The 22,057-nt window shown below is 66.2% G+C and carries 13 protein-coding genes; 7 read left to right on the top strand and 6 right to left on the bottom strand.

What is annotated here, in order from left to right; genetic code table 11:
- Nucleotides 1-20 precede the first annotated feature (20 nt).
- Both recO and pdxJ read left to right on the top strand, forming a co-directional pair.
- A complete protein-coding gene (gene recO / locus FFS13_RS09560; protein ID WP_137818869.1) occupies nt 21-722 on the top strand; it encodes a DNA repair protein RecO in 702 nt (233 codons plus the stop codon).
- Nucleotides 715-1,461: a pyridoxine 5'-phosphate synthase gene (pdxJ, locus tag FFS13_RS09555; RefSeq protein WP_137818868.1), complete on the top strand. Its 747-nt coding sequence runs from the start codon at nt 715-717 to the stop codon at nt 1,459-1,461. The genes recO and pdxJ overlap by 8 nt, the downstream gene beginning before the upstream one ends.
- A gap of 79 nt (nt 1,462-1,540) precedes the next feature.
- Here the strand turns inward: pdxJ and cmoB are convergent, their stop codons facing one another.
- The 5 genes from cmoB to lon all read right to left on the bottom strand — a co-directional run bounded on the left by cmoB (nt 1,541) and on the right by lon (nt 7,146).
- Nucleotides 1,541-2,500: a tRNA 5-methoxyuridine(34)/uridine 5-oxyacetic acid(34) synthase CmoB gene (cmoB, locus tag FFS13_RS09550; protein WP_137818867.1), complete on the bottom strand. Its 960-nt coding sequence runs from the start codon at nt 2,498-2,500 to the stop codon at nt 1,541-1,543.
- Nucleotides 2,497-3,300 carry a carboxy-S-adenosyl-L-methionine synthase CmoA gene (gene cmoA / locus FFS13_RS09545; RefSeq protein WP_171006459.1) on the bottom strand — a complete coding sequence of 268 codons (804 nt, stop codon included), beginning with the start codon at nt 3,298-3,300 and terminating at the stop codon, nt 2,497-2,499. The genes cmoB and cmoA overlap by 4 nt, the downstream gene beginning before the upstream one ends.
- Nucleotides 3,301-3,318: 18 nt before the next feature.
- Nucleotides 3,319-3,891, bottom strand: a complete 573-nt coding sequence (locus tag FFS13_RS09540; RefSeq protein ID WP_137818865.1) for a hypothetical protein — start codon at nt 3,889-3,891, stop codon at nt 3,319-3,321.
- Nucleotides 3,892-4,244: 353 nt separating this feature from the next.
- Entirely contained in the window at nt 4,245-4,640 is a 396-nt protein-coding gene (locus tag FFS13_RS09530) for a protease inhibitor I42 family protein (RefSeq protein WP_137818864.1), read from the bottom strand.
- Nucleotides 4,641-4,752: 112 nt separating this feature from the next.
- Complete coding sequence (gene lon, locus FFS13_RS09525; protein ID WP_137818863.1) at nt 4,753-7,146, bottom strand: endopeptidase La; 2,394 nt, start codon at nt 7,144-7,146, stop codon at nt 4,753-4,755.
- A gap of 147 nt (nt 7,147-7,293) precedes the next feature.
- Here lon and FFS13_RS09520 point away from each other — a divergent pair, with 147 nt between their 5' ends.
- From FFS13_RS09520 to putP, 3 genes are all read left to right on the top strand, one after another.
- On the top strand, nt 7,294-8,046 hold the full coding sequence (locus FFS13_RS09520) for an AraC family transcriptional regulator (protein ID WP_137818862.1): 753 nt from the start codon (nt 7,294-7,296) through the stop codon (nt 8,044-8,046).
- Nucleotides 8,047-8,368: 322 nt separating this feature from the next.
- On the top strand, nt 8,369-11,548 hold the full coding sequence (putA, locus tag FFS13_RS09515; RefSeq protein ID WP_137818861.1) for a bifunctional proline dehydrogenase/L-glutamate gamma-semialdehyde dehydrogenase PutA: 3,180 nt from the start codon (nt 8,369-8,371) through the stop codon (nt 11,546-11,548).
- A 165-nt stretch (nt 11,549-11,713) separates the two neighbouring features.
- Entirely contained in the window at nt 11,714-13,228 is a 1,515-nt protein-coding gene (gene putP, locus FFS13_RS09510) for a sodium/proline symporter PutP (protein ID WP_137818860.1), read from the top strand.
- 191 nt (nt 13,229-13,419) lie between these two features.
- Here putP and FFS13_RS09505 read toward each other — a convergent pair whose 3' ends face one another.
- The gene (locus tag FFS13_RS09505) at nt 13,420-16,530 is read right to left on the bottom strand and encodes a transglycosylase domain-containing protein (protein WP_137818859.1); all 3,111 of its coding nucleotides are present in this window, start codon (nt 16,528-16,530) and stop codon (nt 13,420-13,422) included.
- Between the two features lie 119 nt (nt 16,531-16,649).
- Between FFS13_RS09505 and FFS13_RS09500 the strand changes: the two genes are divergently transcribed.
- Nucleotides 16,650-17,330, top strand: coding sequence for a bifunctional 2-polyprenyl-6-hydroxyphenol methylase/3-demethylubiquinol 3-O-methyltransferase UbiG (locus FFS13_RS09500; RefSeq protein ID WP_137818858.1), 681 nt, complete (start codon nt 16,650-16,652; stop codon nt 17,328-17,330).
- Nucleotides 17,331-17,482: 152 nt separating this feature from the next.
- Complete coding sequence (locus tag FFS13_RS09495; protein ID WP_137818857.1) at nt 17,483-21,952, top strand: DEAD/DEAH box helicase; 4,470 nt, start codon at nt 17,483-17,485, stop codon at nt 21,950-21,952.
- The last annotated feature ends 105 nt before the right edge of the window (nt 21,953-22,057 follow it).

Genomic DNA, 22,057 nt, shown 5'->3' with positions numbered 1-22,057 from the left:
ACCTATGAGTGTTCCAGGCAATGACCCCGGCCTCTGCCCAGCCTGCCTTCGTCCTGCACAGCCGGGCCTACCGCGAAAGCAGCGCGCTGGTGGATTTCCTCACCCCGCAAGGGCGTCTGCGGGCGGTATTGCGCGGTGCGCGCGGTAAGGCCGGCACCTTGGCGCGGCCTTTCGTGCCAGTGGAAGTCGAGTTCCGCGGCCGTGGCGAGTTGAAAACTGTGGGCCGTCTGGAAAGCGCCGGTGTCCCCCACTGGCTGCATGGCGATGCCCTGTTCAGTGGCCTCTATCTGAACGAACTGCTGATCCGCCTGCTGCCGGTGGAAGACCCGCAGCCCATTCTGTTCGAACACTACGGCATGACCTTGGCGGCGCTGGCGGCCGGCCGGCCGTTGGAGCCGCTGTTGCGTGCATTCGAATGGCGCCTGCTGGATGAGCTGGGTTATGGTTTTACCCTGGCTGAGGACCTCTCCGGTCAGCCGATCGCGCCGGATGGCTTGTACCGTTTGCAGCCGGATGCCGGTCTGGAGCCGGTGGCGCAGCTGCAGCCGGGCCTGTTCCAGGGTGCGGAACTGCTGGCCATGGCCGCCGCCGATTGGACCGCCCCAGGCGCCTTGGCGGCGGCCAAACGCCTGATGCGCCAGGCCCTCGCCCCCCATTTAGGCGGCCGACCTCTGGTCAGCCGCGAACTCTTTATGACGCTCAAGGAACCGAACCGTGACTGATGCCAACCGAATTCTGCTGGGTGTGAACATCGACCACGTTGCCACGCTGCGCCAAGCGCGCGGCACCCGTTATCCCGATCCGTTGAAGGCGGCCCTGGATGCCGAAGAGGCGGGTGCCGATGGCATCACCCTGCACCTGCGTGAAGACCGTCGGCATATCCAGGAACGTGACGTGCGCATCATGAAGGACGCCCTGCAGACGCGGATGAACTTCGAGATGGGGGTGACCGAAGAAATGCTCGCGTTCGCCGAGAGCCTTCGCGCCGAACACGTGTGCCTGGTGCCGGAAAGCCGTGCCGAGCTGACCACCGAGGGTGGCCTGGATGTGTTCGGGCAGGAAGCCCGTATCCGCGCTGCGGTGCAGCGTCTGAGTAACGTCGGCAGTGAGGTGTCGTTGTTTATCGATGCCGATGAGCGGCAGATCGAAGCGGCCAAGCGGGTGGGTGCGCCGGCGATCGAGATCCATACCGGGCGCTATGCCGATGCGCAGACACCGGCCGAGGCGGCGCGTGAGCTGGCACGGATTCGCGATGGCGTGGCCTGCGCGCTGGCCCATGGCCTGATCGTCAACGCCGGCCACGGCCTGCACTATCACAACGTTGAACCGGTAGCCGCAATCGCCGGCATCAATGAACTGAATATCGGCCACGCCCTGGTTGCGCACGCCCTGTTCGTGGGCTTTAAAGCGGCCGTGGCGGAGATGAAACAGCTGATAGTCGCAGCTGCTGCCCGCGGCTGAGCTTATCCTGTAGGAGCGGCCCATGGCCGCGATAGGTTTTTCGCGGCCGTGGGACGCTCCTACAATCAATCCACTCCTATCAAGGCTTACGCGCCACCAGTACCGCCCGCATCGGCGCGGGCAAGCCTTCCTGGGTGCGCGAGTGGTCGCCAGGGTCGAGGAAGTCCGGTAGGGATTGATAGCGCATCCATTCGGTGCTGCGTTGCTCCTCGATGCTAGTGATGCTGACGTCGACGCAGCGCACATCGACGAAGCCGGCGCGCCGCAGCCACAGTTCCAGCGCCGACACCGAGGGCAGGAACCAGACGTTGCGCATCTGCGCGTAGCGGTCTTCCGGTACCAGCACCTGCTGCGCATCGCCGGCCACCACCAAGGTTTCCAGCACCAGTTCGCCGCCTTTGAGCAGGCAGTCTTTCAGCGCCAGCAGATGGTCGATGGGCGAGCGGCGGTGGTAGAGCACGCCCATGGAGAACACCGTGTCGAAGCCTTCGAGCTTTTCCGGCAGCTCTTCCAGGGCAAACGGCAGGTGCCAGACCGGTAGCTCCGGCAGATAGCGCTGGATCGCCTGGAACTGGCAGAAGAACAGCCAATTGGGGTCGATACCGATCACGCTCTCGGCGCCGGCGCCGAGCATGCGCCACTGGTAATAACCGTTGCCGCAGCCGACATCCAGCACGCGCTTACCGCCGAGATCGAGGTGCGGCGCGATTCGCTCCCACTTCCAGTCCGAGCGCCATTCGGTGTCGATATGCACGCCGAACAATTCGAACGGCCCTTTGCGCCAGGGCGACAGGCCAAGCAGCGCCTGGCGCAACTGCGCGCGGCTGGTTGCATCGCAGTCGCTGTCCAGTTGAAAGCGTTCGCGCAGTTCGACCCGACTCGGCGTCAGCGCGGGTAAGGCATCCAGTGCGCCCTGCCAGCGTTCGAGGTCGCCGTGGCCAACCTCCAACTTGTTGTCCAGCTGCTGTTGCAGGCCCGCGGCCCAACTGGCCAAGGGGCTGTCCGCCAGGCGGCGGGCGAGGGGGGCGAGGTCGATCATGGCAGGGCGATCAGTGAGGCAAAGTTGAGGCACTGGAACCACGGCACGACTCTGCTGAAGCCGGCGGCCCGCAGCCGCTCACGGTGTTCTTCGAGGCTATCGGGGAGCATCACGTTTTCCAGCGCACTGCGTTTCTGGGCGATTTCCAGCTCGCTGTAGCCATTGGCGCGCTTGAAGGCGATATGCAGGCCGGTGAGCAGCGCCTGTTCTTCGGCATCGCTGAAACGCAACTTCTCCGAGAGGATCAGCGCACCGCCGGGCAGCAGGGCCTGGCGAATCCGGCTGAGCAGGGGCAGGCGTTGTTCGGGCTGGATAAATTGCAGGGTGAAGTTCAGCGCCACCAGCGAAGCCGGCCGGAACTCCAGGCGCAGGATATCGGCCTCGATCACCTCGACCGGCAGCAACTCCTGAAACATCGAGTCTTGCGCGTGCAGGTATTCACTGCAGCGTTCGACCATGGCGCTGGAGTTGTCGACCGCAATGACCCGGCAATCCTCGCTCTTCACATGCCGGCGCAGTGCTTGCGTGACCGCGCCCAACGAACTGCCGAGGTCATAGAGCACACTGTGCGGCTGGGCGAATTGCGCCGCGAGCACGCCGATGTTCTCGACTATGGTCGGGTAGCCCGGTACGGAGCGCTTGATCATGTCCGGAAACACCCGCACCACGGCCTCGTTAAAGGCGAAGTCCTGAACGTGGGGCAGGGGTTGGGCGAAGAGGCGGTCGGGTTCTTTGCTCACGGTGGTTCCGAAGGCGATGACGAAAGGCCGGCATTTTAGCCAAGACTGGGTCACAGCCATACCCATACCCTTAGATAGCTACTTCAACTGGTCGGAAAAGAACTCGCCAGCGCCCTGCATCGGGCCGAGTGGATTGCGCTTGACCTCGAAGCGGCGAATGTTCGGCTCGCCGCTGCTGACCTTGTGCACCAGTTTGTCATCGACCAGCACGAAGACCGCGCGGAAGGCCCAGCCATAGAACTCGCGCTGCTTGCGGAAGTTGAGCACGTCGGCCCAGAAGCTGCCGACTCGTTGGGTATCGGTCTTGGAGAACTCGAAGGCATAGCCGATGCAGCGGTCCTTGGCCTCCAGGCATTTCACCAGGCCATCCGGCAGGTAGTCGAGGGGGACATTCGGCTGGACGAACATCAGCCGCACGTCGATGAATGAGAGCATGCGCCCATTGCCCTGGGTCAGCGGGTCGAAGCCCAGGGAGAACAGCTCGGAGCGGGTGGTGATGCCGGGCACCGCCTGGGAATAGCGGATCTCGGTATCCGTATAATCACCGAAGGGCGAGACGGTCTCCGCATACTCGCTCGGCAGTAGGCTGGTGCAGCCAGCCAGTAATACTGCCGAGAGAATCACAACTGCACTGCACCGCCCGCCGCCCATGATGTTCTCCCCCGATTCAGTCCTCTCCCTATCTCCTATAGACGATTTAACGAGTGGCTGCCGTTGCATTTTTGAGACAGCAGGTCAACGCGGCGGACGCTGGATCGCCGAGGCCGTGATGCTCCCGCTGGCCCAACCAATGGCTGAGGATGAATGGCATAGGACGCGGCGACAAAAGGTGCAACGAAGCGGTTGATGCCGGTCAGTCTGTCGGACAGCATAAACAGCACTGCCCCGCCGATCGACGTCACCATCAGCCAGCGCCTATTCGACCCTCAAGGCTTGCTTGAGCGGCGACTATGCCCAGCCATGGCGCAGAACCACATGGCGGGTTCATAGACGTGGCGGGCGACTTATTTCACGCTGATCTGGCAATCGAAGGTCTTGGCCGGTGCGACTTCCACTTCCCAGGGGCGGTGGTAGAGCAGCAGCAAGCGCCCGTCGCCCGGGTTGGTGGCCTGGAAGCGCCAGGTCGACTGGCCGGCACTGCCGACCAGGCCGGCGTCCTCCGGGTTGCTATAGACCTCCGGGCCCAGGCTGCGTAGCACGCCAGGCGCGGCGTCCTGCACTTGCCAGCGAAAGCCGGTGGTGGGGTTGCTGGCCAGGGTGAGGGTCAGCTGTTGCCCGCTGTGCAGCTTCAGCGGGCAGTCGTCTTGCTGGTTCTGTTGCAGCGTGACGTTGCTGGGCTGCTGCGCGCAGGCGGCGAGCAGACTGAGAGCAAGGGCTAAGGGCAGGCGGGCAGCAGTCATAAACAGTTCCTGTCGGTCTAAAACTAGCCCCAGCATAACCGCAAGGCACTGAACATTCGTAGCCTGGAGCGCGCGCCGTGCGGTTTATCCGGCTACAAATGCACCTTGGCGATCAGAACAGCACCTTGGCTACATCCGCATAGCGCTTGGCGAAGTGTACGGTCAGGCCGGCCTTGAGGTAGTCCGGCAGCTCGGCGTAGTCGCCACGGTTGGCTTCCGGCAGGATCAGCTCGAAGATTTTCTGCCGCCGCGCGGCGATGACCTTCTCGCGCACCCCGCCAATCGGCAGGACATGGCCGGTGAGGGTCAGCTCGCCGGTCATCGCCACGCCCTTCTTCGGCGCCTGGTTACGCGCCAGCGAGAGCAGCGCGCTGGCCATGGTCACGCCCGCGCTGGGGCCGTCCTTCGGCGTCGCGCCTTCCGGCACGTGCAGGTGGACGAAGGCCTGGTCGAAGAAGGTCGGGTCGCCTTGGTAGGCCTTCAGGTGCGAGCTGATGTAGCTGTAGGCGATCTCGGCCGACTCCTTCATCACCGCGCCGAGCTGACCGGTGAGCTTGAAGCCGCGGTTCAGCGTGTGAATGCGCGTGGCCTCGATCGGCAAGGTGGCGCCGCCCAGGCTGGTCCAGGCCAGACCGGTGAGCACGCCGACGCCGGAGAGCAGCTGCTCGCTGCGAAACACCGGCATGCCGAGGTAGCCTTCGAGATCCTTCGGGCCAATCTTCAGCTTGGCGTCAGGCTGTTCCAGCAGCGTGACCACCGCCTTGCGCACCAGTTTGCTCAGCTGTTTCTCCAGCTGACGCACCCCGGCCTCGCGGGCGTAGCCTTCGATCAGCGCCTTCAGCGCGCTGTCGCTGATCGCCAGGCGCTGTTTCGGCACCCCGGCTTTCAACAATTGCTTGGGCCACAGGTGGCGCTTGGCGATGGCGAGTTTTTCCTCGGCGATGTAACCGGACAGGCGGATGACTTCCATGCGGTCGAGCAGCGCGCTGGGGATCGAGTCCAGGGTGTTGGCGGTGCAGATGAACAGCACCTTGGACAGATCCAGGCGCAGGTCCAGGTAGTGATCGAGGAACTCGGCGTTCTGCTCCGGGTCGAGCGTCTCCAGCAGCGCCGAGGCCGGGTCGCCCTGGTGGCTGGCGCCGAGTTTGTCGATCTCATCGAGCATGATCACCGGGTTCATCACCTCGACGTCCTTCAGCGCCTGCACCAGCTTGCCGGGCAGGGCGCCTATGTAGGTGCGGCGGTGACCCTTGATCTCCGCCTCGTCGCGCATACCGCCGACACTGAAGCGATAGAACGGCCGGCCGAGGGTCTCGGCGATCGACTTGCCGACACTGGTCTTGCCGACCCCCGGCGGGCCCACCAGCAGCACGATGGAGCCGGCGATCTCGCCCTTGAAGGCGCCGACGGCGAGGAACTCGAGGATGCGCTCCTTGATGTCGTCGAGCCCGGCATGCTGCCGATCGAGCACCTTGCGCGCGTACTTGAGGTCGAGCTTGTCCTGGCCGTAAACGCCCCAGGGAATAATGGTGGCCCAGTCCAGGTAATTGCGCGTGACGGCGTATTCCGGCGAGCCGGTCTCGAGGATCGCCAGTTTGTTCAGCTCATCAAGGATGCGTTTGCGCGCCTGCTCGGGCAGGGTCTTGCCCTCCAGGCGCTGCTGGAACTGTTCGATATCGGCGCTGCGGTCGTCCTTGGTCAGGCCCAGTTCCTGCTGGATCAGCTTGAGCTGTTCCTTGAGGAAGAAATCTCGCTGGTGCTTGCCGATGGTGCGATTGACCTCGGCCGACAGCTCACTCTGCAGGCGCGCCACTTCCACCTCTTTGCGCAGCAGCGGCAGCACCTTCTCCATGCGCTTGAGCATAGGCACGCAGTCCAGCACCTCCTGCAGCTCGGCGCCGGGTGCGCTGGTCAGGGCGGCGGCGAAGTCGGTCAGCGGCGAGGGGTCGTTCGGGCTGAAGCGGTTGAGGTAGTTCTTCAGCTCTTCGCTGTACAGCGGGTTGAGCGGCAGCAGCTCCTTGATCGCATTGATCAAGGCCATGCCGTAGGCCTTCACCTCATCGCTCGACTCTTTCGGGCTCTGCGGATACTCGACCTCCACCAGGTAGGGCGGTTTACGGCTGAGCCAGCCGAGGATGCGCACGCGGCTCAGACCCTGGGCGATGAACTGTAATTTGCCGCCTTCCTCGGAGGCATGGTGAATGCGCACCAGCGTGCCGTGTTCGGGCAGGTTCTCCGGGTCGAAGCCGTTGCCATTTGTCGTCGGGGCGTCGATATAAAACAGCGCCAGGCTCTTGTGCTCGGTTTTGGCCACGCGCGCCAGGGTTTCCGCCCAGGGCTGCTGGTTGACTATCACCGGCAGCACCTGTGCCGGGAAGAACGGGCGGTTATGGATGGGGATCACATAGAGGCGCTGCGGCAGCCGTTGGTCGGGCAGGACGAGGCTCTGGCTGTGGGCGTGCGCGGCGTCTTCGACTATGTCCGGGGTGATGTGCTGATCGTTCATGCGGCACCTTGTCATGACTACATGAAAGGGTAGATGGGTTGGCGGTCGAGGTAATTCAATCCCGGCGCGGTCTTTACGCGGGTCGGTGGTTACTGGGAAAAGCCGCTGTACTCCCGTAAACTGCGCAAAATTTGACCAGCAGCCGCCATGCTCAAAGCCCGCCTGATCCGTCTGGACGACCAAGCCCACGAACATGCCCACGACCATCACCAGTTGGTGATGTCGTTGTCCGGTCGTGCCGAGTTTGAGGTCAATGGCCGCGGCGGTGAGGTGTGTCGGATGCGCGCCTGCCTGGTGCCGGGCGATGCCGAACATCAATTCGCCGGGGTCGGCGACAACCGCATGCTGATCCTCGATCTGGATGAGCAGGGCAACTCGGCGGAAGACCTGGAACTGCTCGGCCACCTGTTCGACACGCCGCGCTACCCGGCGCTGGACGCGGACTTTCAAAACCTGCTGAGTTATGCCGGCGCCGAGTTGGCCCGTTATGGCAGCGATCCGCAGCTGGCCCGCGCCCTCGGGGGCGTGCTGTTGCGGGCGCTGCACCTGCGCTTATTTGGCGAGCAGGCGAAGCGGGCGGTGGGCCTGCTGAATGTCGAGCGGCTGGATGCCTACATCGGCGAGCACCTGGCGCGGCGCATCAGCGTCGCCGAACTGGCGCAGGTGGCCTGCCTCAGCCCCAGCCACTTCCATGCGCAGTTCAAGGACAGCGTCGGCTTCACCCCCCACCAATACCTGCTGAAAACCCGCCTCGACCGCGCCGCGCGGTTGCTGCGCGAGAGCGCTCTGCCGCTGATCCGCATCGCCGAAGAGTGTGGCTTCTCCAGCCAGAGCGCGCTGACCACGGCGATGCGCCGCTACCTCGGCCTGACCCCCAAGCGCCTGCGCGGCGCCGAGTGAGTTGCCTCGCTGCCGAGCGCCGTCGCTAGCCGCTGTTTGGCTCTGAGCCTGCTCCAGGGCGCGGCGCCGGGCATGCAGGGCGCTATATGCCAGCGCCGCTGGGCGGAAGTTCCCTCGAATAGAGCTTTGTGCAAAAACTCCAGAGGTTCTTGCAAGAACCTGTCATGCCTGTGCCTCTAAATTCCGCCATCCACTTACGCAGTCAAGTTGGTTTAGGCCCACGTGTTATTTGGCCTGAGCAGCAGCACTGAGCTAGACCCATAGCAGTGGTCGCCATAACGACCGTTTCCATAACAACAGTCTCCACAAGAGGATGGGCGTGATGTTCAAAGCCAGTCACGTCTTGCAGGGCGAGTTCCTTACCCGGATCTCCTCCCAAAAGGCCGCCGATTTTTTCCCTGTCATCAGCGCCAATTACAGCGTTGACGAGGCAGCCTATCTCACTGAGCTCCTCGAGCTCGCCGATCCCGGCGAATCCGGCATCGCGGCTATCCGCAGCGGCGCCCGGACCTTGATCGAAGACGTTCGTAGCCGGGACAACGCCGTCGATACCCTCGACGCACTGCTGCGCCAGTACAGCCTCGACACCCAGGAAGGGCTGATGCTCATGTGCCTGGCCGAGGCTCTGCTGCGCGTACCCGATGCCGCTACCGCCGACGCGTTGATCCGCGACAAGCTGAACGCCGCCGAGTGGGATCGCCACCTCGGCAAGAGCGACAACGTGCTGGTCAACTTCGCGGCCTGGGGCCTGGTGATGACCGGCAAGGTGGTCAACCTGGATGGCGCCAGCAGCGGCAAGCCCGGCGGCGCGCTGAGCAAGCTGGTGCAACGCTCCGGCGAGCCGGTGATTCGCGCGGCGATGAACCAGGCGATGAAGCTGATGGGCAAGCAGTTCGTCCTCGGCCGCAGTATCGGCGAGGCGCTGAAGAACGGCCGCCCGTGCCGCGAACAGGGCTACACCTACTCCTTCGACATGCTCGGTGAAGCGGCGCTGACCGCGGCAGACGCCGAGAAGTACATGGCCGACTACCGCAAGGCCATCGATACCGTCGGCGCCGAGCCGCAGGTCGGCCCAGGGCCGAAACCCTCGATCTCGATCAAGCTCTCCGCCCTGCACCCGCGCTATGAAGTGGCGCAGCGCGAGCGGGTGCTCAGCGAGCTGTTCGCCAACGTCCGCGAGCTGGCGATCCGGGCGCGCCAGCTGAACGTCGGCATCGCCGTCGATGCCGAAGAAGCCGACCGCCTGGAACTGTCGCTGGAGCTGTTCGAGAAGCTGCTGCGCGACCCGGCCATTGCCGGCTGGGGCGAGCTCGGTCTGGTGGTGCAGGCCTATTCCAAGCGCTGCCTGCCGGTGCTGGTGTGGCTGACGCTGCTGGGCAAAGAGCTCGGCGCCAAGATGCCGCTGCGCCTGGTCAAGGGCGCCTACTGGGACAGCGAGATCAAGCAGTCGCAGCAATGGGGCCTGGATGGTTACCCGGTGTTCACCCGCAAGGAAGGCACCGACACCTCCTACCTGGCCTGCGCGCGCTTCCTGCTTTCGGAGTTCACCCGTGGGGTGATCTACCCGCAGTTCGCCAGTCACAATGCCCACACCGTGAGCTGCATCCTGGCCCTGGCCGCCGCGGCCAAGGAGCCGCGCGAGTTCGAGTTCCAGCGCCTGCACGGCATGGGCGATGCGCTGTACGACACGATTATCGAGAAACACCGCAAGCACGTGCGGATTTATGCGCCGGTCGGTGCGCACAAAGACCTGCTGCCGTACCTGGTGCGGCGTCTGCTGGAAAACGGCGCCAACTCGTCGTTCGTGCACCAGCTGGTCGACCCGAGCATTGCGGTCGAGTCCCTGATCGATCATCCGGTGACGCAACTGCGCAAGTTCGCCAGCCTCGCCAATGACAAAATCCCCCTCCCGCCGGCCCTGTTCGGTCCGGCGCGGAAAAACTCCCAAGGCCTCAACATGAACATTCAGCAGTCCTGGAATGAGCTTGAGCTCGCCTATCAGCCGCACCTCAAGCGTCAATGGCAAGCGGCGCCGGTGATCAATGGGCAGAAACTGCCCGGCACCGCCCAAGAAGTGCGCTGCCCTTACGAGCTGAGCAGGCTGGTCGGTACCGCCCAGTTCGCCAGCGCCGCCCAGGCCCACCAGGCGCTGGATGCCCTGGCGGCGGCCTGGCCGCGCTGGAATGCGACCCCGGTATTGCAGCGTGCGGCGATTTTCGAGCGCGTCGCGGAGCTGCTCGAGGCCAACCGCGGCGAGCTGATGGCGCTGTGCACCCTGGAAGCCGGCAAGACCCTGCAGGACGGCATCGACGAAGTCCGCGAAGCCGTGGATTTCTGCCGCTACTACGCCCAGCAGGCGCGCCTGCGTCTGGGCCGTGAAGAGCTGCAGGGCCCGACCGGCGAGCGCAACGAGCTGTTCCATGAAGGCCGCGGCATCTTCGTGTGCGTCAGCCCGTGGAACTTCCCGCTGGCGATCTACCTCGGCCAGATCAGCGCCGCACTGGTGGCCGGTAACTGCGTATTGGCCAAGCCGGCCGAGCAGACCAGCCTGATCGCCGCGCGCACGCTGGAGCTGTTGTTCGAGGCCGGCCTGCCGACCGACGTGCTTGCCTTCCTGCCAGGCGACGGCGCCACGCTCGGCGAGGTGTTCTGCCACGACGCCCGTGTGGCGGGCGTGTGCTTCACCGGTTCGACCGACACCGCCCGCATCATCAACCGCCGGTTGGCCGAGAAAGCCGGCCCGATCGCCGCGCTGATCGCCGAAACCGGCGGCCAGAACGCGATGATCGTCGATTCCACCGCGCTGCCTGAGCAGGTGGTCAACGATGCCGTGCATTCCGCCTTCACCAGCGCCGGCCAGCGTTGCTCGGCCCTGCGCGTGCTCTATGTGCAAGCGGATATCGCCGAGCGGGTGATCGAGTTGCTCAAAGGCGCCATGGCCGAGCTGAACGTCGGTGCGCCGGACCTGCTCGCCAGCGACGTCGGCCCGGTGATCGACAAAGAAGCCATGGCTGGCCTGCAAGCGCATATCGCCCAGTTGAAAGGCGAGGGCAAGCTGATTGCCGAAACGATTCTGCCCGCCGGGCTGGATGGCCACTTCATCGCCCCGGTGGCGTTCGAAATCGGCGGCATCGGCGAACTGAAGAAAGAGCACTTCGGCCCGATCCTGCACATCGTGCGCTTCGAGGCGGCGGAGCTGGACCAGGTGGTCGGCGCGATCAACGCCACCGGCTATGGCCTGACCCTCGGCGTACACAGCCGCAACGAGGAAACCGCACGGCGCATCGAGTCGCTGGCGCGGGTCGGCAACCTCTACGTCAATCGCAACCAGATCGGCGCCGTGGTCGGTGTGCAACCCTTCGGCGGTTGCGGCCTGTCCGGCACCGGCCCGAAAGCCGGCGGCCCGAGCTACCTGCTGCGCTTCGCCAACGAGCGCAGCACCTCGGTGAACACCACCGCGGTGGGGGGTAACGCCTCGCTGCTGTCACTCGCCGACGCGTAATAACCGAAAAATGGGCGGGTGCCTATCAGGCATCCGCCCGTTTTTGTATGAGCAAGGGGTTAACCCCCCGCAACAAGGCGTTCGTCACAAGCGGCGCCGTTAGCCAATCAAGGGCGCGGACAACCCCGCGACTTATATAACAACAAACGAGAGGGAAACCCCTTAATGACTGCCAACACTCCAATGCTGATCACCTTCGTGGTGTATATCGCAGCCATGGTACTGATCGGCTTATTTGCCTATCTGCGCACCAAGAACCTGTCCGATTACATTCTCGGCGGCCGTAGTCTCGGCAGCTTCGTCACTGCGCTGTCGGCTGGTGCCTCCGATATGAGCGGCTGGCTGTTGATGGGCCTGCCGGGTGCGGTCTACCTGTCCGGTCTGTCCGAGAGCTGGATCGCCATCGGCCTGATAGTCGGTGCCTACCTGAACTGGCTGTTCGTCGCCGGCCGTCTGCGCGTGCAGACCGAGCACAACGGCAACGCCCTGACCCTGCCGGACTACTTCACCAACCGCTTCGAAGACACCAGCCGCGTGCTGCGGATCTTCTCCGCCGTGGTGATCCTGGTGTTCTTCACCATCTACTGCGCCTCCGGCGTCGTGGCGGGTGCGCGCCTGTTCGAAAGCACCTTCGGCATGTCTTACCAGACGGCGCTGTGGGCCGGTGCCGCGGCGACCATCGCCTACACCTTCGTCGGTGGCTTCCTGGCGGTCAGCTGGACTGACACCGTGCAGGCGTCGCTGATGATCTTCGCGCTGATCCTCACCCCGATCGTGGTGATGCTGGCGACCGGCGGTGTCGATCCGACCTTCGCCGCCATCGCGCTGCAAGACCCGACCAACTTCGACATGCTCAAGGGCGCCAGCTTCGTCGGCGTGATCTCGCTGATGGGCTGGGGCTTGGGCTACTTCGGCCAGCCGCACATCCTTGCGCGCTTCATGGCGGCGGATTCGGTCAAGTCGATCCCGGCCGCGCGCCGCATCTCCATGACCTGGATGATCCTCTGCCTGGGTGGCGCCGTCGCCGTGGGCTTCTTCGGTATCGCCTATTTCGCCGCGCACCCGGAAGTCGCAGGCTCGGTTACCGAGAACCCGGAGCGGGTGTTCATCGAACTGGCGAAGATCCTGTTCAACCCCTGGGTTGCCGGTGTGTTGCTGTCGGCCATCCTGGCGGCGGTGATGAGCACCCTGAGCTGCCAGCTGCTGGTCTGCTCGAGCGCCCTGACCGAAGACTTCTACAAGTCCTTCCTGCGTAAAGGCGCCAGCCAGACCGAGCTGGTCTGGGTCGGCCGTGGCATGGTGTTGCTGGTGGCGCTGATCGCCATCTGGCTGGCTTCCAACCCGGAAAATCGCGTACTCGGCCTGGTCTCCTACGCCTGGGCGGGCTTCGGTGCCGCCTTCGGCCCGGTGGTGTTGATCTCTCTGGTGTGGAAGAACATGACCCGCAACGGCGCTCTGGCCGGCATGCTGATCGGCGCCCTCACCGTGATCGTCTGGAAGCAGTTCGGCTGGCTCGGTCTGTACGAAATCATTCCGGGCTTCATCTTCGCCTCCGTCGGTATCCTGGTGTTCAGCCTGCTGGGCAAGGCGCCTTCGGCCGCCATGCTGAAGCGCTTCGCCGAGGCCGAGCAGGAGTATCAGGACGCTCACAACGGCTATCAGGAAGCTCCTGCCCGTTAAGCCATCCTGCGGCAGCTGGCTGGTCGTCCAGCTGCCGTTTTAGCCTGGGGCGGGAGTGTCTTCCACGCCTTGCGGCTCAGGTACTGTGCGTGCGACCGATAGTGCTTCGCCGGCCCACACTTCGTTGTGTTGGGCCGGTTTTTTTTGCCTGCAAGTTGCCGACCGCCTAGCTCCCCAACCACGTAGGGAGGTTATTTCCCACTGACTTGCAGGGGTACCTGGCAGCGCGTGTTGCCGTTGGGTTCGAGGTACGGCTGGAGAATCGGCGCCATGCCTTTCAAAACCTGCACCGGTAACGCCGAGGTAAAGCGGAAGCCTTCCGCCGCACGGCCGGGGACGAAGGCGGTGAGGGTGCCGAAGTGCTGGCTGCCGAGGTAGAAGACGAAGGTGGCGGTGCGGTTGATGGCGCGGGAGCTGATGATGCGCCCGCCGGAGCCGACGCTTTCGATCCGGTTGTCGCCGGTGCCGGTCTTGCCGCCGAGGGTCAGCGGGGTGCCGTTGGCCAGGCTGAAACTGCCTTGCAGGCGCCGGGCGGTGCCGCTGTCGACCACTTGCGAGAGCGCCTCGCGCAGGGCGGCGGCGACTTCCGTCGGGAGTACCCGGCGGCCGCGATCCGGATCGAGGCCGAGGCGGGTTTCGTAGGGGGTGTCGGCGGCGAAGTGCAGGCTGTCGATGCGAATGGTCGGCTGGCGCACGCCGTCGTTGAGGATGATGCCCATCAGTTCGGCCAACGCCGCCGGGCGGTCGCCGGAGCTGCCAATCGCGGTCGCCAGCGACGGCACCAGGTGGTCGAAGGGGTAGCCGACCCGCTGCCAGCGCCGATGGATATCGAGGAAGGCCTCGACCTCCAGCATGATGCGGATGCGGCTGTCGCGGGCGCCCTTGTGGCGGCTTTTGAACAGCCAGCCGTAAACCTCCTGGCGCTCGAAATCGCTGGCGGTCACGGCGTCCTTGAAGCTGGCCTGCGGGTGTTGCAGCAGGTAGCCGAGCAGCCACAGCTCCAGCGGGTGCACGCGGGCGATATAGCCCTGGTCCGGCAGGCTGTAGGCGCCGGGGCCGTATTTGCCATACAGCTCGTGGATGCGTTTTTCGCCGACTTTCTCCTGCGGCAGGTGGGCGTTGATAAAGGCGCCGAAGGTCGCCTCATCGACCTCCGGCATCAGGTAGCGGTGCACCGCCGCCAGGCGCGAAGCGGTCGGGCGCAGGCCGTCGAGGAAGGTGTCGAGGCGCTCCGCCGCGTTCTTGCCCTGGTATTTGCGCCAGAAGCGCAGCAGGAACACCGTGCCCTCGCGGTCGGCGAAGCGGCTGAGGTAGAGCTGGCGGCGCGGGTCGCGGTCGTCCTTCAGCAGTTCGGCGCTGTTGTTCGGGGCCTGGTAGGTGCTGTAGCGCACCAGGTCGCGCATCAGGCGGATAAACGGCAGGTTGATCGACTCGCGCAACGCCTCGCGTAGCGTCGGGTTGCGGCCGTTGTCTTCGCGGCGGAAGTTGCTGAAGGTGTGCAGCCCGCCGCCAGTGAAGAAGCTCTCGCCGGGGCTGGCCGAATACTTGCGCTCCAGCGCGGCACCGAGCATGGCCGGCAGGCTCTGGTCTTTGCTGCTGGCCAGATAGTCGACGGCCCAGCGGCTCAGGCGATCCGGTTCGGGGACTTCGACTTTGCGCAACTCGGCTGGCGTTTGCCCGGCGAAGCGCTGGTGCAGCTCGTTGATGATTTCCAGGTAGGTGGTGAGCACGCGCAGCTTGGCGGTGGAGCCGAGCTCCAGCTTGCTGCCTTCGTTGATGTCGAAGGGCTGGTCGGTGCTGTCGGTCTGCACCCGCACCCGCGAACCATCGGCGGTGAGCTCGAAGAGGGTGAAGCTGTAGCGCACATCCTGGGTTTTTTCTGCCGACAGCAGGCGCTCGCCAAACAGGCCGATCTGCTCGGCGAAGGCCGGGTCGGCGAGTTGCCGCAGGTAGGCGCTGACGGCTTGCTGCAACTCGCCGTTCAGCGTGGTGCTGGCGGCAAGGTCCAGCCGGTCGAGGTCGTACAGCGGCTTACTCAACATGCCGGCGAGCCGGCTGCGGGCGACGCTGATGCCTTTGTTGCTCTCAACCGGTTGCAGCGTGGGCTGCAGGACCAGATCGCGGAACTGGGCCTGGCTGGCCAGGGCGGCCTCGCGCAGCGCGGTGTCGATTACCCCGCCTTGGGCCAGCAGGCGGATGTGGCTATCGGTCAAGGCGGCCAGTTCCTTGCGACCCTGCGCCAGGTAATAGGAGGGGCGCCGCTGGGCGATCATCAGCGAGAGCACCTGCCGCAAGGCCAGGCCGCGCTGCGCCGTGCTGGCCTCGGGGGACTGCGCCGGGTCGAGCAGGCGGTTCACCGCCTGGAAGTCGGCGCCGTACCAGACTCGCAGGCCATCGGCCAGCCCGTGGATTTCACCATACCCTGGCGCGGCGGAGAGCGGCACACTGTTGAGGTAGTCGCGCACTACGGTTTCGCGGGCGTGGAGGGTCTGCGGCCCGCCTTGGTAGGCGCGGACGCTGGCGGAGATCATCTGCCGGAGTTTTTCCTTGGCGGAAACGGTCATCCCATCCGGCGAGTGCTGGTACTTCTCCAGCTGTGTGGCCAGGGTGCTGCCGCCGGCGGACTGCTCCTGCATATCGAGTTTCTTGCCCAGTTGCGAGAGCGCCGCCAGGGTGAAACGCGGCCAGTCCACCGCCGGGTTGGCCAGCGGTTGCTCGGTCGTCAGCAGGTCGCGGTTCTCGATAAACAGCAGGCTGCGCACCACCAGGGGCGGGATGCTGGCGAAGCTCGGGTAGAACTGCTGTGGGTAGCGGAAGCTGTAGAGCGGCAGCCCCCGGCAGTCGGCGATGTCCAGGCCGGTTTGCAGCTTCTGCGGGTAGGGTACGAAGAAGCCGCGTTTGCCGTAGTCGAGCAGGGTCGGGGAGAAGCGCGCTTGCTGCAGGATCAGGTAGTCGCGTTGTTGCAGGCGCTCCAGCATCTGCGGCATGAAGGCGTAGCCGAAGCGTTTGTCGAACGGCCCATCTTGGGGGAAGTGGATGGCGTCGCTGGGGCCGGGTCGTACCTCATAGCCGAGGGTGGCGGCGTAGCGGCTGAATTCGCGGGCCTGGTACTTGGCCGTTTTCATTTCCTCATTCAGCAGCACAGCCAGCGCGAACAGCAGCAGTAACAACAGTAACCAGAGCAACCGGTGGGATTTTGCGCGAGGTTTGGAAGGGGGGGGCGCCGCGGGCAACAGCACTTCCGGAAGGCTGTGCATGGGGAGCTCAACCTGCTCTGCGTCGGATTGCCATAGTGCACCCATATCTACTTGGCCTTGGCTACGCGTGTTGTCCGCATTTGCTTAGAGCTTAGACGCTGTCAGCGCGTCTAGAATCCAGCTAAGGTTTTAATTGCAATGGATTTAGAGGCCAGGAGGGCCCTATGCAGCGCGATCATCGTGAACAACTCAACTTCAGTTGGCAGGCCAATGCCGATGCCTGGACGGCGGCAGTGCGCGAACAACGCATTGAAAGCCGGCGGCTGGTGACGGATGCGGCGATCCTGCGGGCGATACTGGCCTGTGAGCCGCAGCGGGTGCTGGATATCGGCTGCGGCGAAGGCTGGTTGTGCCGCGGGCTGATGGCGCAGGGCATCGAGGCGGTCGGGGTGGATGCCTCGGCGCCGCTGATCGAGGTCGCCCGGGCGCTGTGCTCGGGGCAGTACCGGGTCTGCGGCTATGCCGAGCTCGAGGCGCAGGCGGCGCTGCTCGGGCGGTTCGAGGTGCTGGTGTGTAATTTCGCCTTGCTCGAAGAGCCGCTGGCGCCAGTCTTGCGAGCCCTGCACGGGTTGCTGGCGCCGGGCGGGGCCTTGCTGATTCAGACCCTTCACCCCTGGAGTGCCCGTGGCGAGGGGACGTACCAGGATGGCTGGCGGGTCGAGACCATCGCCGGTTTCGGTGCAGGCTTCCATGAGCCGATGCCCTGGTTCTTCCGCACGCTGGAATCCTGGCTGGCGCTGCTGGCGGAAACCGGCTGGCGCCTGCAGTGGTTGCAAGAGCCGCTGCACCCGGAGAGCGAGCAGCCGGTTTCATTGTTGCTGCTGCTGACTTCCGACCAGCGCTGAAGCGCCCCTGGTTTCGCAGACAACCTTGACCGTCCGGAATGGGCGAAAGCCGACAATCGGGGCATCAGCCGCCCAGCTCATAAACCGCCCAGCCATCCTAGCCACGATCGGCAGCCCTTGAGGCCGCAGCCCTAGGCTCGCATAGTGGCCCCATGATCCTTACCCCTGCTTTGTCGTCCTCCAACGCCGCGGCGCTGGAGGGTTTCCACCCCGCTGTGGCCGCCTGGTTCCGCGCGACCTTTGCGCGGCCTACGGCCGCGCAGGCGGGTGCCTGGCCGGAGATTCGCGCCGGCCGCTCCACCCTGGTGGCCGCGCCCACGGGGTCGGGTAAGACGCTGACGGCCTTCCTCGCCGCCATCGACGAGTTGCTGCGCGAAGGGCTGGCACGGGGCGGCTGCCTGCCGGACAGCTGCGCCGTGGTCTACGTGTCGCCGCTCAAGGCCTTGTCCAACGATATCCGCATCAACCTGGAGGAGCCGCTGGCCGGCATCCGCGCCGAGTTGCAGCGCCAAGGGCTGGTCGATGTGCAGATCCGCACGGCGGTGCGCACCGGCGACAGCACGCCAGGCGAGCGCGGGGCGATGCGCAAGCGCCCGCCGCATATCCTGGTGACCACCCCGGAATCCCTCTATGTGCTGCTCGGCTCCGAGTCCGGCCGGGCGATGCTGGCCGGCTGTCGCAGCCTGATCGTCGACGAGATTCACGCCATCGCCGGCAGCAAGCGCGGCAGCCACCTGATGCTCAGCGTCGAGCGCCTGGAGGCGCTGTGCCGGCGGCCGTTGCAGCGCATCGGCCTGTCCGCCACGCAGAAGCCCATCGCGGCGGTGGCGCGCTTTCTGATGGGCAGCCAGGGGCCGTTGCCGGTGGCGGAGGAGGGGCTAGGGGCCGAGGCTCTTGCGAGTGCTGCCCCTCTCCCGCATGGCGAGAGGGGCATGTTTGCCCAGGCCGACTGCGCAATAGTGGATGTCGGCTACAGCCGGCAGCGCGACTTGGCCATCGAGGTGCCGCCGTTGCCGCTGGCGGCGGTGATGAGCAATGAGGTCTGGGAGAAGGTCTACGACCGCCTGGCCGAGCTGGTGGCGCAGCACCGCACCACCCTGGTGTTCGTCAATACCCGGCGGCTGGCCGAACGCGCCTGCCGCCACCTCTCCGAGCGGCTGGGCGATGCCGCGGTCGCCGCCCATCACGGCAGCATGGCCCGGGAGCTGCGCCTGGACGCCGAGCAGCGCCTCAAGCGCGGCGAGCTGCGGCTGCTGGTGGCTACCGCGTCGCTGGAGCTGGGCATCGATATCGGCGAGGTCGAACTGGTCTGCCAGCTCGGTTCACCGCGCAGCATCGCCGCCTTCCTGCAGCGGGTCGGGCGTTCCGGCCACAGCATCGGCGGCACGCCCAAGGGCCGGCTGTTCCCGCAGTCGCGCGATGACCTGATCGAGTGCGCGGCGCTGCTCGACTGCGTGCGCCGCGACGAGCTGGATGCCCTGGTCATCCCCCGCGCGCCGCTGGACGTGCTGGCCCAGCAGATAGTCGCCGAGGTGGCCTGCCGCGAGTGGAGCGAGGATGGCCTCTACCAACTGCTGACCCGCGCCGCGCCCTATGTCGGGCTGCCGCGTGCGACCTTCGACGCCCTGCTGAGGATGCTCGCCGAGGGCTACAGCGGCCGCCACGGGGTGCGCGGCGCCTACCTGCATCGCGACGCGGTGAACCGGCGCCTGCGCGGCCGTCGTGCCGCCCGCCTGACCGCCATCACTTCCGGCGGCACCATCCCCGACAGCGGCGACTACAGCGTGCTGCTGGAGCCGCAAGGCCTGCAGGTCGGCACCCTCAACGAGGACTTCGCCATCGAGAGCATGGCCGGCGATGTGTTCCAGCTGGGCAACCAGTCCTACCGCATCCTGCGGATAGAGCCGGGGCGGGTGCGCGTCGAGGATGCCCAGGGCCTGCCGCCGAGCATCCCCTTCTGGTTGGGCGAGGCGCCGGGGCGCAGCGACGAGCTGTCGGCCGCGGTGGCGCGCCTGCGGGCGGAGGTGGAGCGGTTGTTGGCGGAGGCGGGCGGCGAGGGCAAAGTGAATCTGCAGCCGGCGATGGGCTGGCTGATGCAGTCCATTGGCCTGAACGAGCCGGCGGCGCGGCAGATAGTCGAATACCTGGCGCGGGCGCGCGCTGCCCTGGGCGCCCTGCCGACCCAGCGGCGGTTGGTGATGGAGCGCTTCTTCGACGAATCCGGCGGCATGCAGCTGATCATCCATTCGCCCTTCGGCAGCCGGCTCAACCGCGCCTGGGGCCTGGCCCTGCGCAAGCGCTTCTGCCGCAACTTCAACGTCGAACTGCAGGCCGCCGCCACCGAGGACGCGCTGATCCTTTCGCTGTCCACCAGCCACAGCTTCCCGCTGGACGAGGTGTGGCACTACCTGCACTCCAATAGCGCCGAGCGGGTGCTGGTGCAGGCCGTGCTGGATGCGCCGCTGTTCGGCGTGCGCTGGCGCTGGAGCGCCACCATCGCCCTGGCCCTGCCACGCTTCATCGGCGGCCGCAAGGTGGCGCCGCAGCTGCAGCGCATGCGCAGCGAGGACCTGCTGGCGGCGGTCTTCCCCGAGCAGGTGGCCTGCCAGGAGAACATCGTCGGCGAGCGCGAGATTCCCGATCACCCGCTGGTGGCGCAGACCCTCGACGACTGCCTGCACCAGGCCATGGACAGCGAGGCCTGGCTGGCCCTGCTGCGGCGCATGGAGGCCGGCGAGGTGGAGCTGATCGCCCGCGACCTGCCGGCGCCCTCGGCGCTCGCGGCGGAGATCCTCGGTGCCCGGCCCTATGCCTTCCTCGACGATGCACCGCTGGAGGAGCGACGGACCCAGGCGGTGCAGCGCCGGCGCTGGTCCGACCCGGAGTCGGCCGACGACCTCGGCGCGCTGGATGCCGAGGCCATCGCCGCGGTGCGCCAGGAGGCCTGGCCCGAGGTGCGCGATGCCGACGAGATGCACGAGGCGCTGCTGGCCCTGGCCTGCATCACCGAGGCCGAGGCCCGGGCCAATGCCGGCTGGCCGGACTGGCTGGCGCAGCTGGCCCGGGCCAGGCGTGCGAGCTGTCTGCAGTTGGAGGGCGGGTTGGCCCTGTGGTTGCCGGCCGAGCGCCTGTGCCAGCTGCAGGCGCTTTATCCCCTGGGCATAGCGAAGCCGGCGATCAGTGCGCCGGCCGGTTTCGATGAACCCTGGGCGGCGGAAGCGGCGCTGGTGGAAGTCGTACGTGCACGCCTGAGCGGCTTCGGCCCCTTGCCGCTGGCGCGGATCGCCGCCGACCTGGGCCTGGAATCGGCGGCGGTGGCCTTCGTCCTGGCCAGTCTGGAGCGCGAGGGTTATGTGCTGCGCGGGCGTTTCAGCCCTGGCAGCGGCGCGGAAGAGTGGTGCGAGCGGCATCTGCTGGCGCGCATTCACCGCTACACGGTGAAGCGCCTGCGCCGCGAGATCGAGCCGGTGGAACGTGCCGATTTCATGCGCTTCCTGTTCGACTGGCAGCGTGTCGCGCTGGCCAGCCGGGTGCGCGGCGCCGAGGCCCTGGCCGGGGTGCTCGGCCAGTTGGAGGGCTTCCAGGCGGCGGCCGGCGCCTGGGAGCGCGAGATTCTGCCGAGCCGGGTAGCCGACTACGGCATCAACTGGCTGGACGACCTGTGCCGTTCCGGGCGCCTGGTCTGGTGCCGCCTGGCCGGGCGTAGCCGCGCCGCCGGCGGGCCTCTGCGCAGCACGCCGATCGTCCTGTTGCCGCGCAAGAGTCTGGGCTTGTGGCGCGCCTGCCTGGCGGATGCGCCGGCGCCCGAACCGTCCGCCCGTGCCGTGCGCGTGCGTCAGGTACTGGCCAGCCAGGGCGCGCTGTTCTTCGATGAGCTGCTGGACGAGGCGCACCTGCTGCGCAGTGAACTGGAAGACTGCCTGGGCGAACTGGTGGCGCTCGGCCTGGCCAACGCCGACAGTTTCGGCGGCCTGCGCTCGTTGTTGCTGCCGGCGGCCCGGCGCAGCCGCCACGACCGCCGCGCGCGCCTGGCCCTGGCCAACATGCAGGACGCCGGGCGCTGGGCCCTGCTGCGCGGGCGCGCAGAGGAACCGGCGGCGCCGGGCCGGGTGGCGGCGCAGGCGCTGGAGCATGTGGCACGCACCCTGCTGCGCCGCTATGGCGTGGTCTGCTGGCGCCTGCTGGAGCGCGAGGCCGACTGGCTGCCGTCCTGGCGCGAGCTGCTGCGGGTCTATCACCGCCTGGAGGCACGCGGAGAGATACGCGGCGGGCGCTTCGTCGCCGGGGTCTCCGGCGAGCAGTTCGCCCTGTCGGAAGCGGTCGGTCTGCTGCGCGAAGTGCGCAAGCACCCGGCGGATGGCGGCCTGGTCAGTTTGTCCGCCTGTGACCCGCTGAACCTGCTGGGGACGCTGTTGAATGGCAGCAAGGTGCCGGCGTTGGCGGGCAACCGCCTGCTCTATCGCGACGGCGTGCCGGTGGCGACCCTGGTCGCCGGCAAGACCAGGTTGCTGGTGGAAACCGACCCCTATACCGCCGCCGAGTGGCGTGCCGCGCTGATCCACCAGCCGGGCGCGGCTGCGCCCATCGGCCACGGGCCACGCCGGGCCTGGTTGCGGCCTTGAGCGGAGTGACAGACACCCTTCACCCCCGCGAATAAAAGGGGACGGATTCATTCGACCCCGTCCCCCTTTGTTCTGCGTTCAGCCCTTGGTTTTCAACCTGGCCGC

This window comes from Pseudomonas sp. 2FG, assembly GCF_005502935.1.
Lineage (GTDB): Bacteria > Pseudomonadota > Gammaproteobacteria > Pseudomonadales > Pseudomonadaceae > Aquipseudomonas.
Note: the sequence above shows the minus strand (reverse complement) of the source record. Positions and strands in the feature narration are given on the sequence as shown.

What these genes read in the sequence shown, in the direction of transcription:
- FFS13_RS09530 (WP_137818864.1), bottom strand. Translation starts at nt 4,640, where the DNA reads ATGACTGCTGCCCGCCTGCCCTTAGCCCTTGCTCTCAGTCTGCTCGCC.
- recO (WP_137818869.1), top strand. Translation starts at nt 21, where the DNA reads ATGACCCCGGCCTCTGCCCAGCCTGCCTTCGTCCTGCACAGCCGGGCC.
- putP (WP_137818860.1), top strand. Translation starts at nt 11,714, where the DNA reads ATGACTGCCAACACTCCAATGCTGATCACCTTCGTGGTGTATATCGCA.
- FFS13_RS09495 (WP_137818857.1), top strand. Translation starts at nt 17,483, where the DNA reads ATGATCCTTACCCCTGCTTTGTCGTCCTCCAACGCCGCGGCGCTGGAG.
- FFS13_RS09505 (WP_137818859.1), bottom strand. Translation starts at nt 16,530, where the DNA reads ATGGGTGCACTATGGCAATCCGACGCAGAGCAGGTTGAGCTCCCCATG.
- cmoA (WP_171006459.1), bottom strand. Translation starts at nt 3,300, where the DNA reads ATGGCTGTGACCCAGTCTTGGCTAAAATGCCGGCCTTTCGTCATCGCC.
- lon (WP_137818863.1), bottom strand. Translation starts at nt 7,146, where the DNA reads ATGAACGATCAGCACATCACCCCGGACATAGTCGAAGACGCCGCGCAC.
- FFS13_RS09500 (WP_137818858.1), top strand. Translation starts at nt 16,650, where the DNA reads ATGCAGCGCGATCATCGTGAACAACTCAACTTCAGTTGGCAGGCCAAT.
- FFS13_RS09540 (WP_137818865.1), bottom strand. Translation starts at nt 3,891, where the DNA reads ATGGGCGGCGGGCGGTGCAGTGCAGTTGTGATTCTCTCGGCAGTATTA.
- cmoB (WP_137818867.1), bottom strand. Translation starts at nt 2,500, where the DNA reads ATGATCGACCTCGCCCCCCTCGCCCGCCGCCTGGCGGACAGCCCCTTG.
- FFS13_RS09520 (WP_137818862.1), top strand. Translation starts at nt 7,294, where the DNA reads ATGCTCAAAGCCCGCCTGATCCGTCTGGACGACCAAGCCCACGAACAT.
- putA (WP_137818861.1), top strand. Translation starts at nt 8,369, where the DNA reads ATGTTCAAAGCCAGTCACGTCTTGCAGGGCGAGTTCCTTACCCGGATC.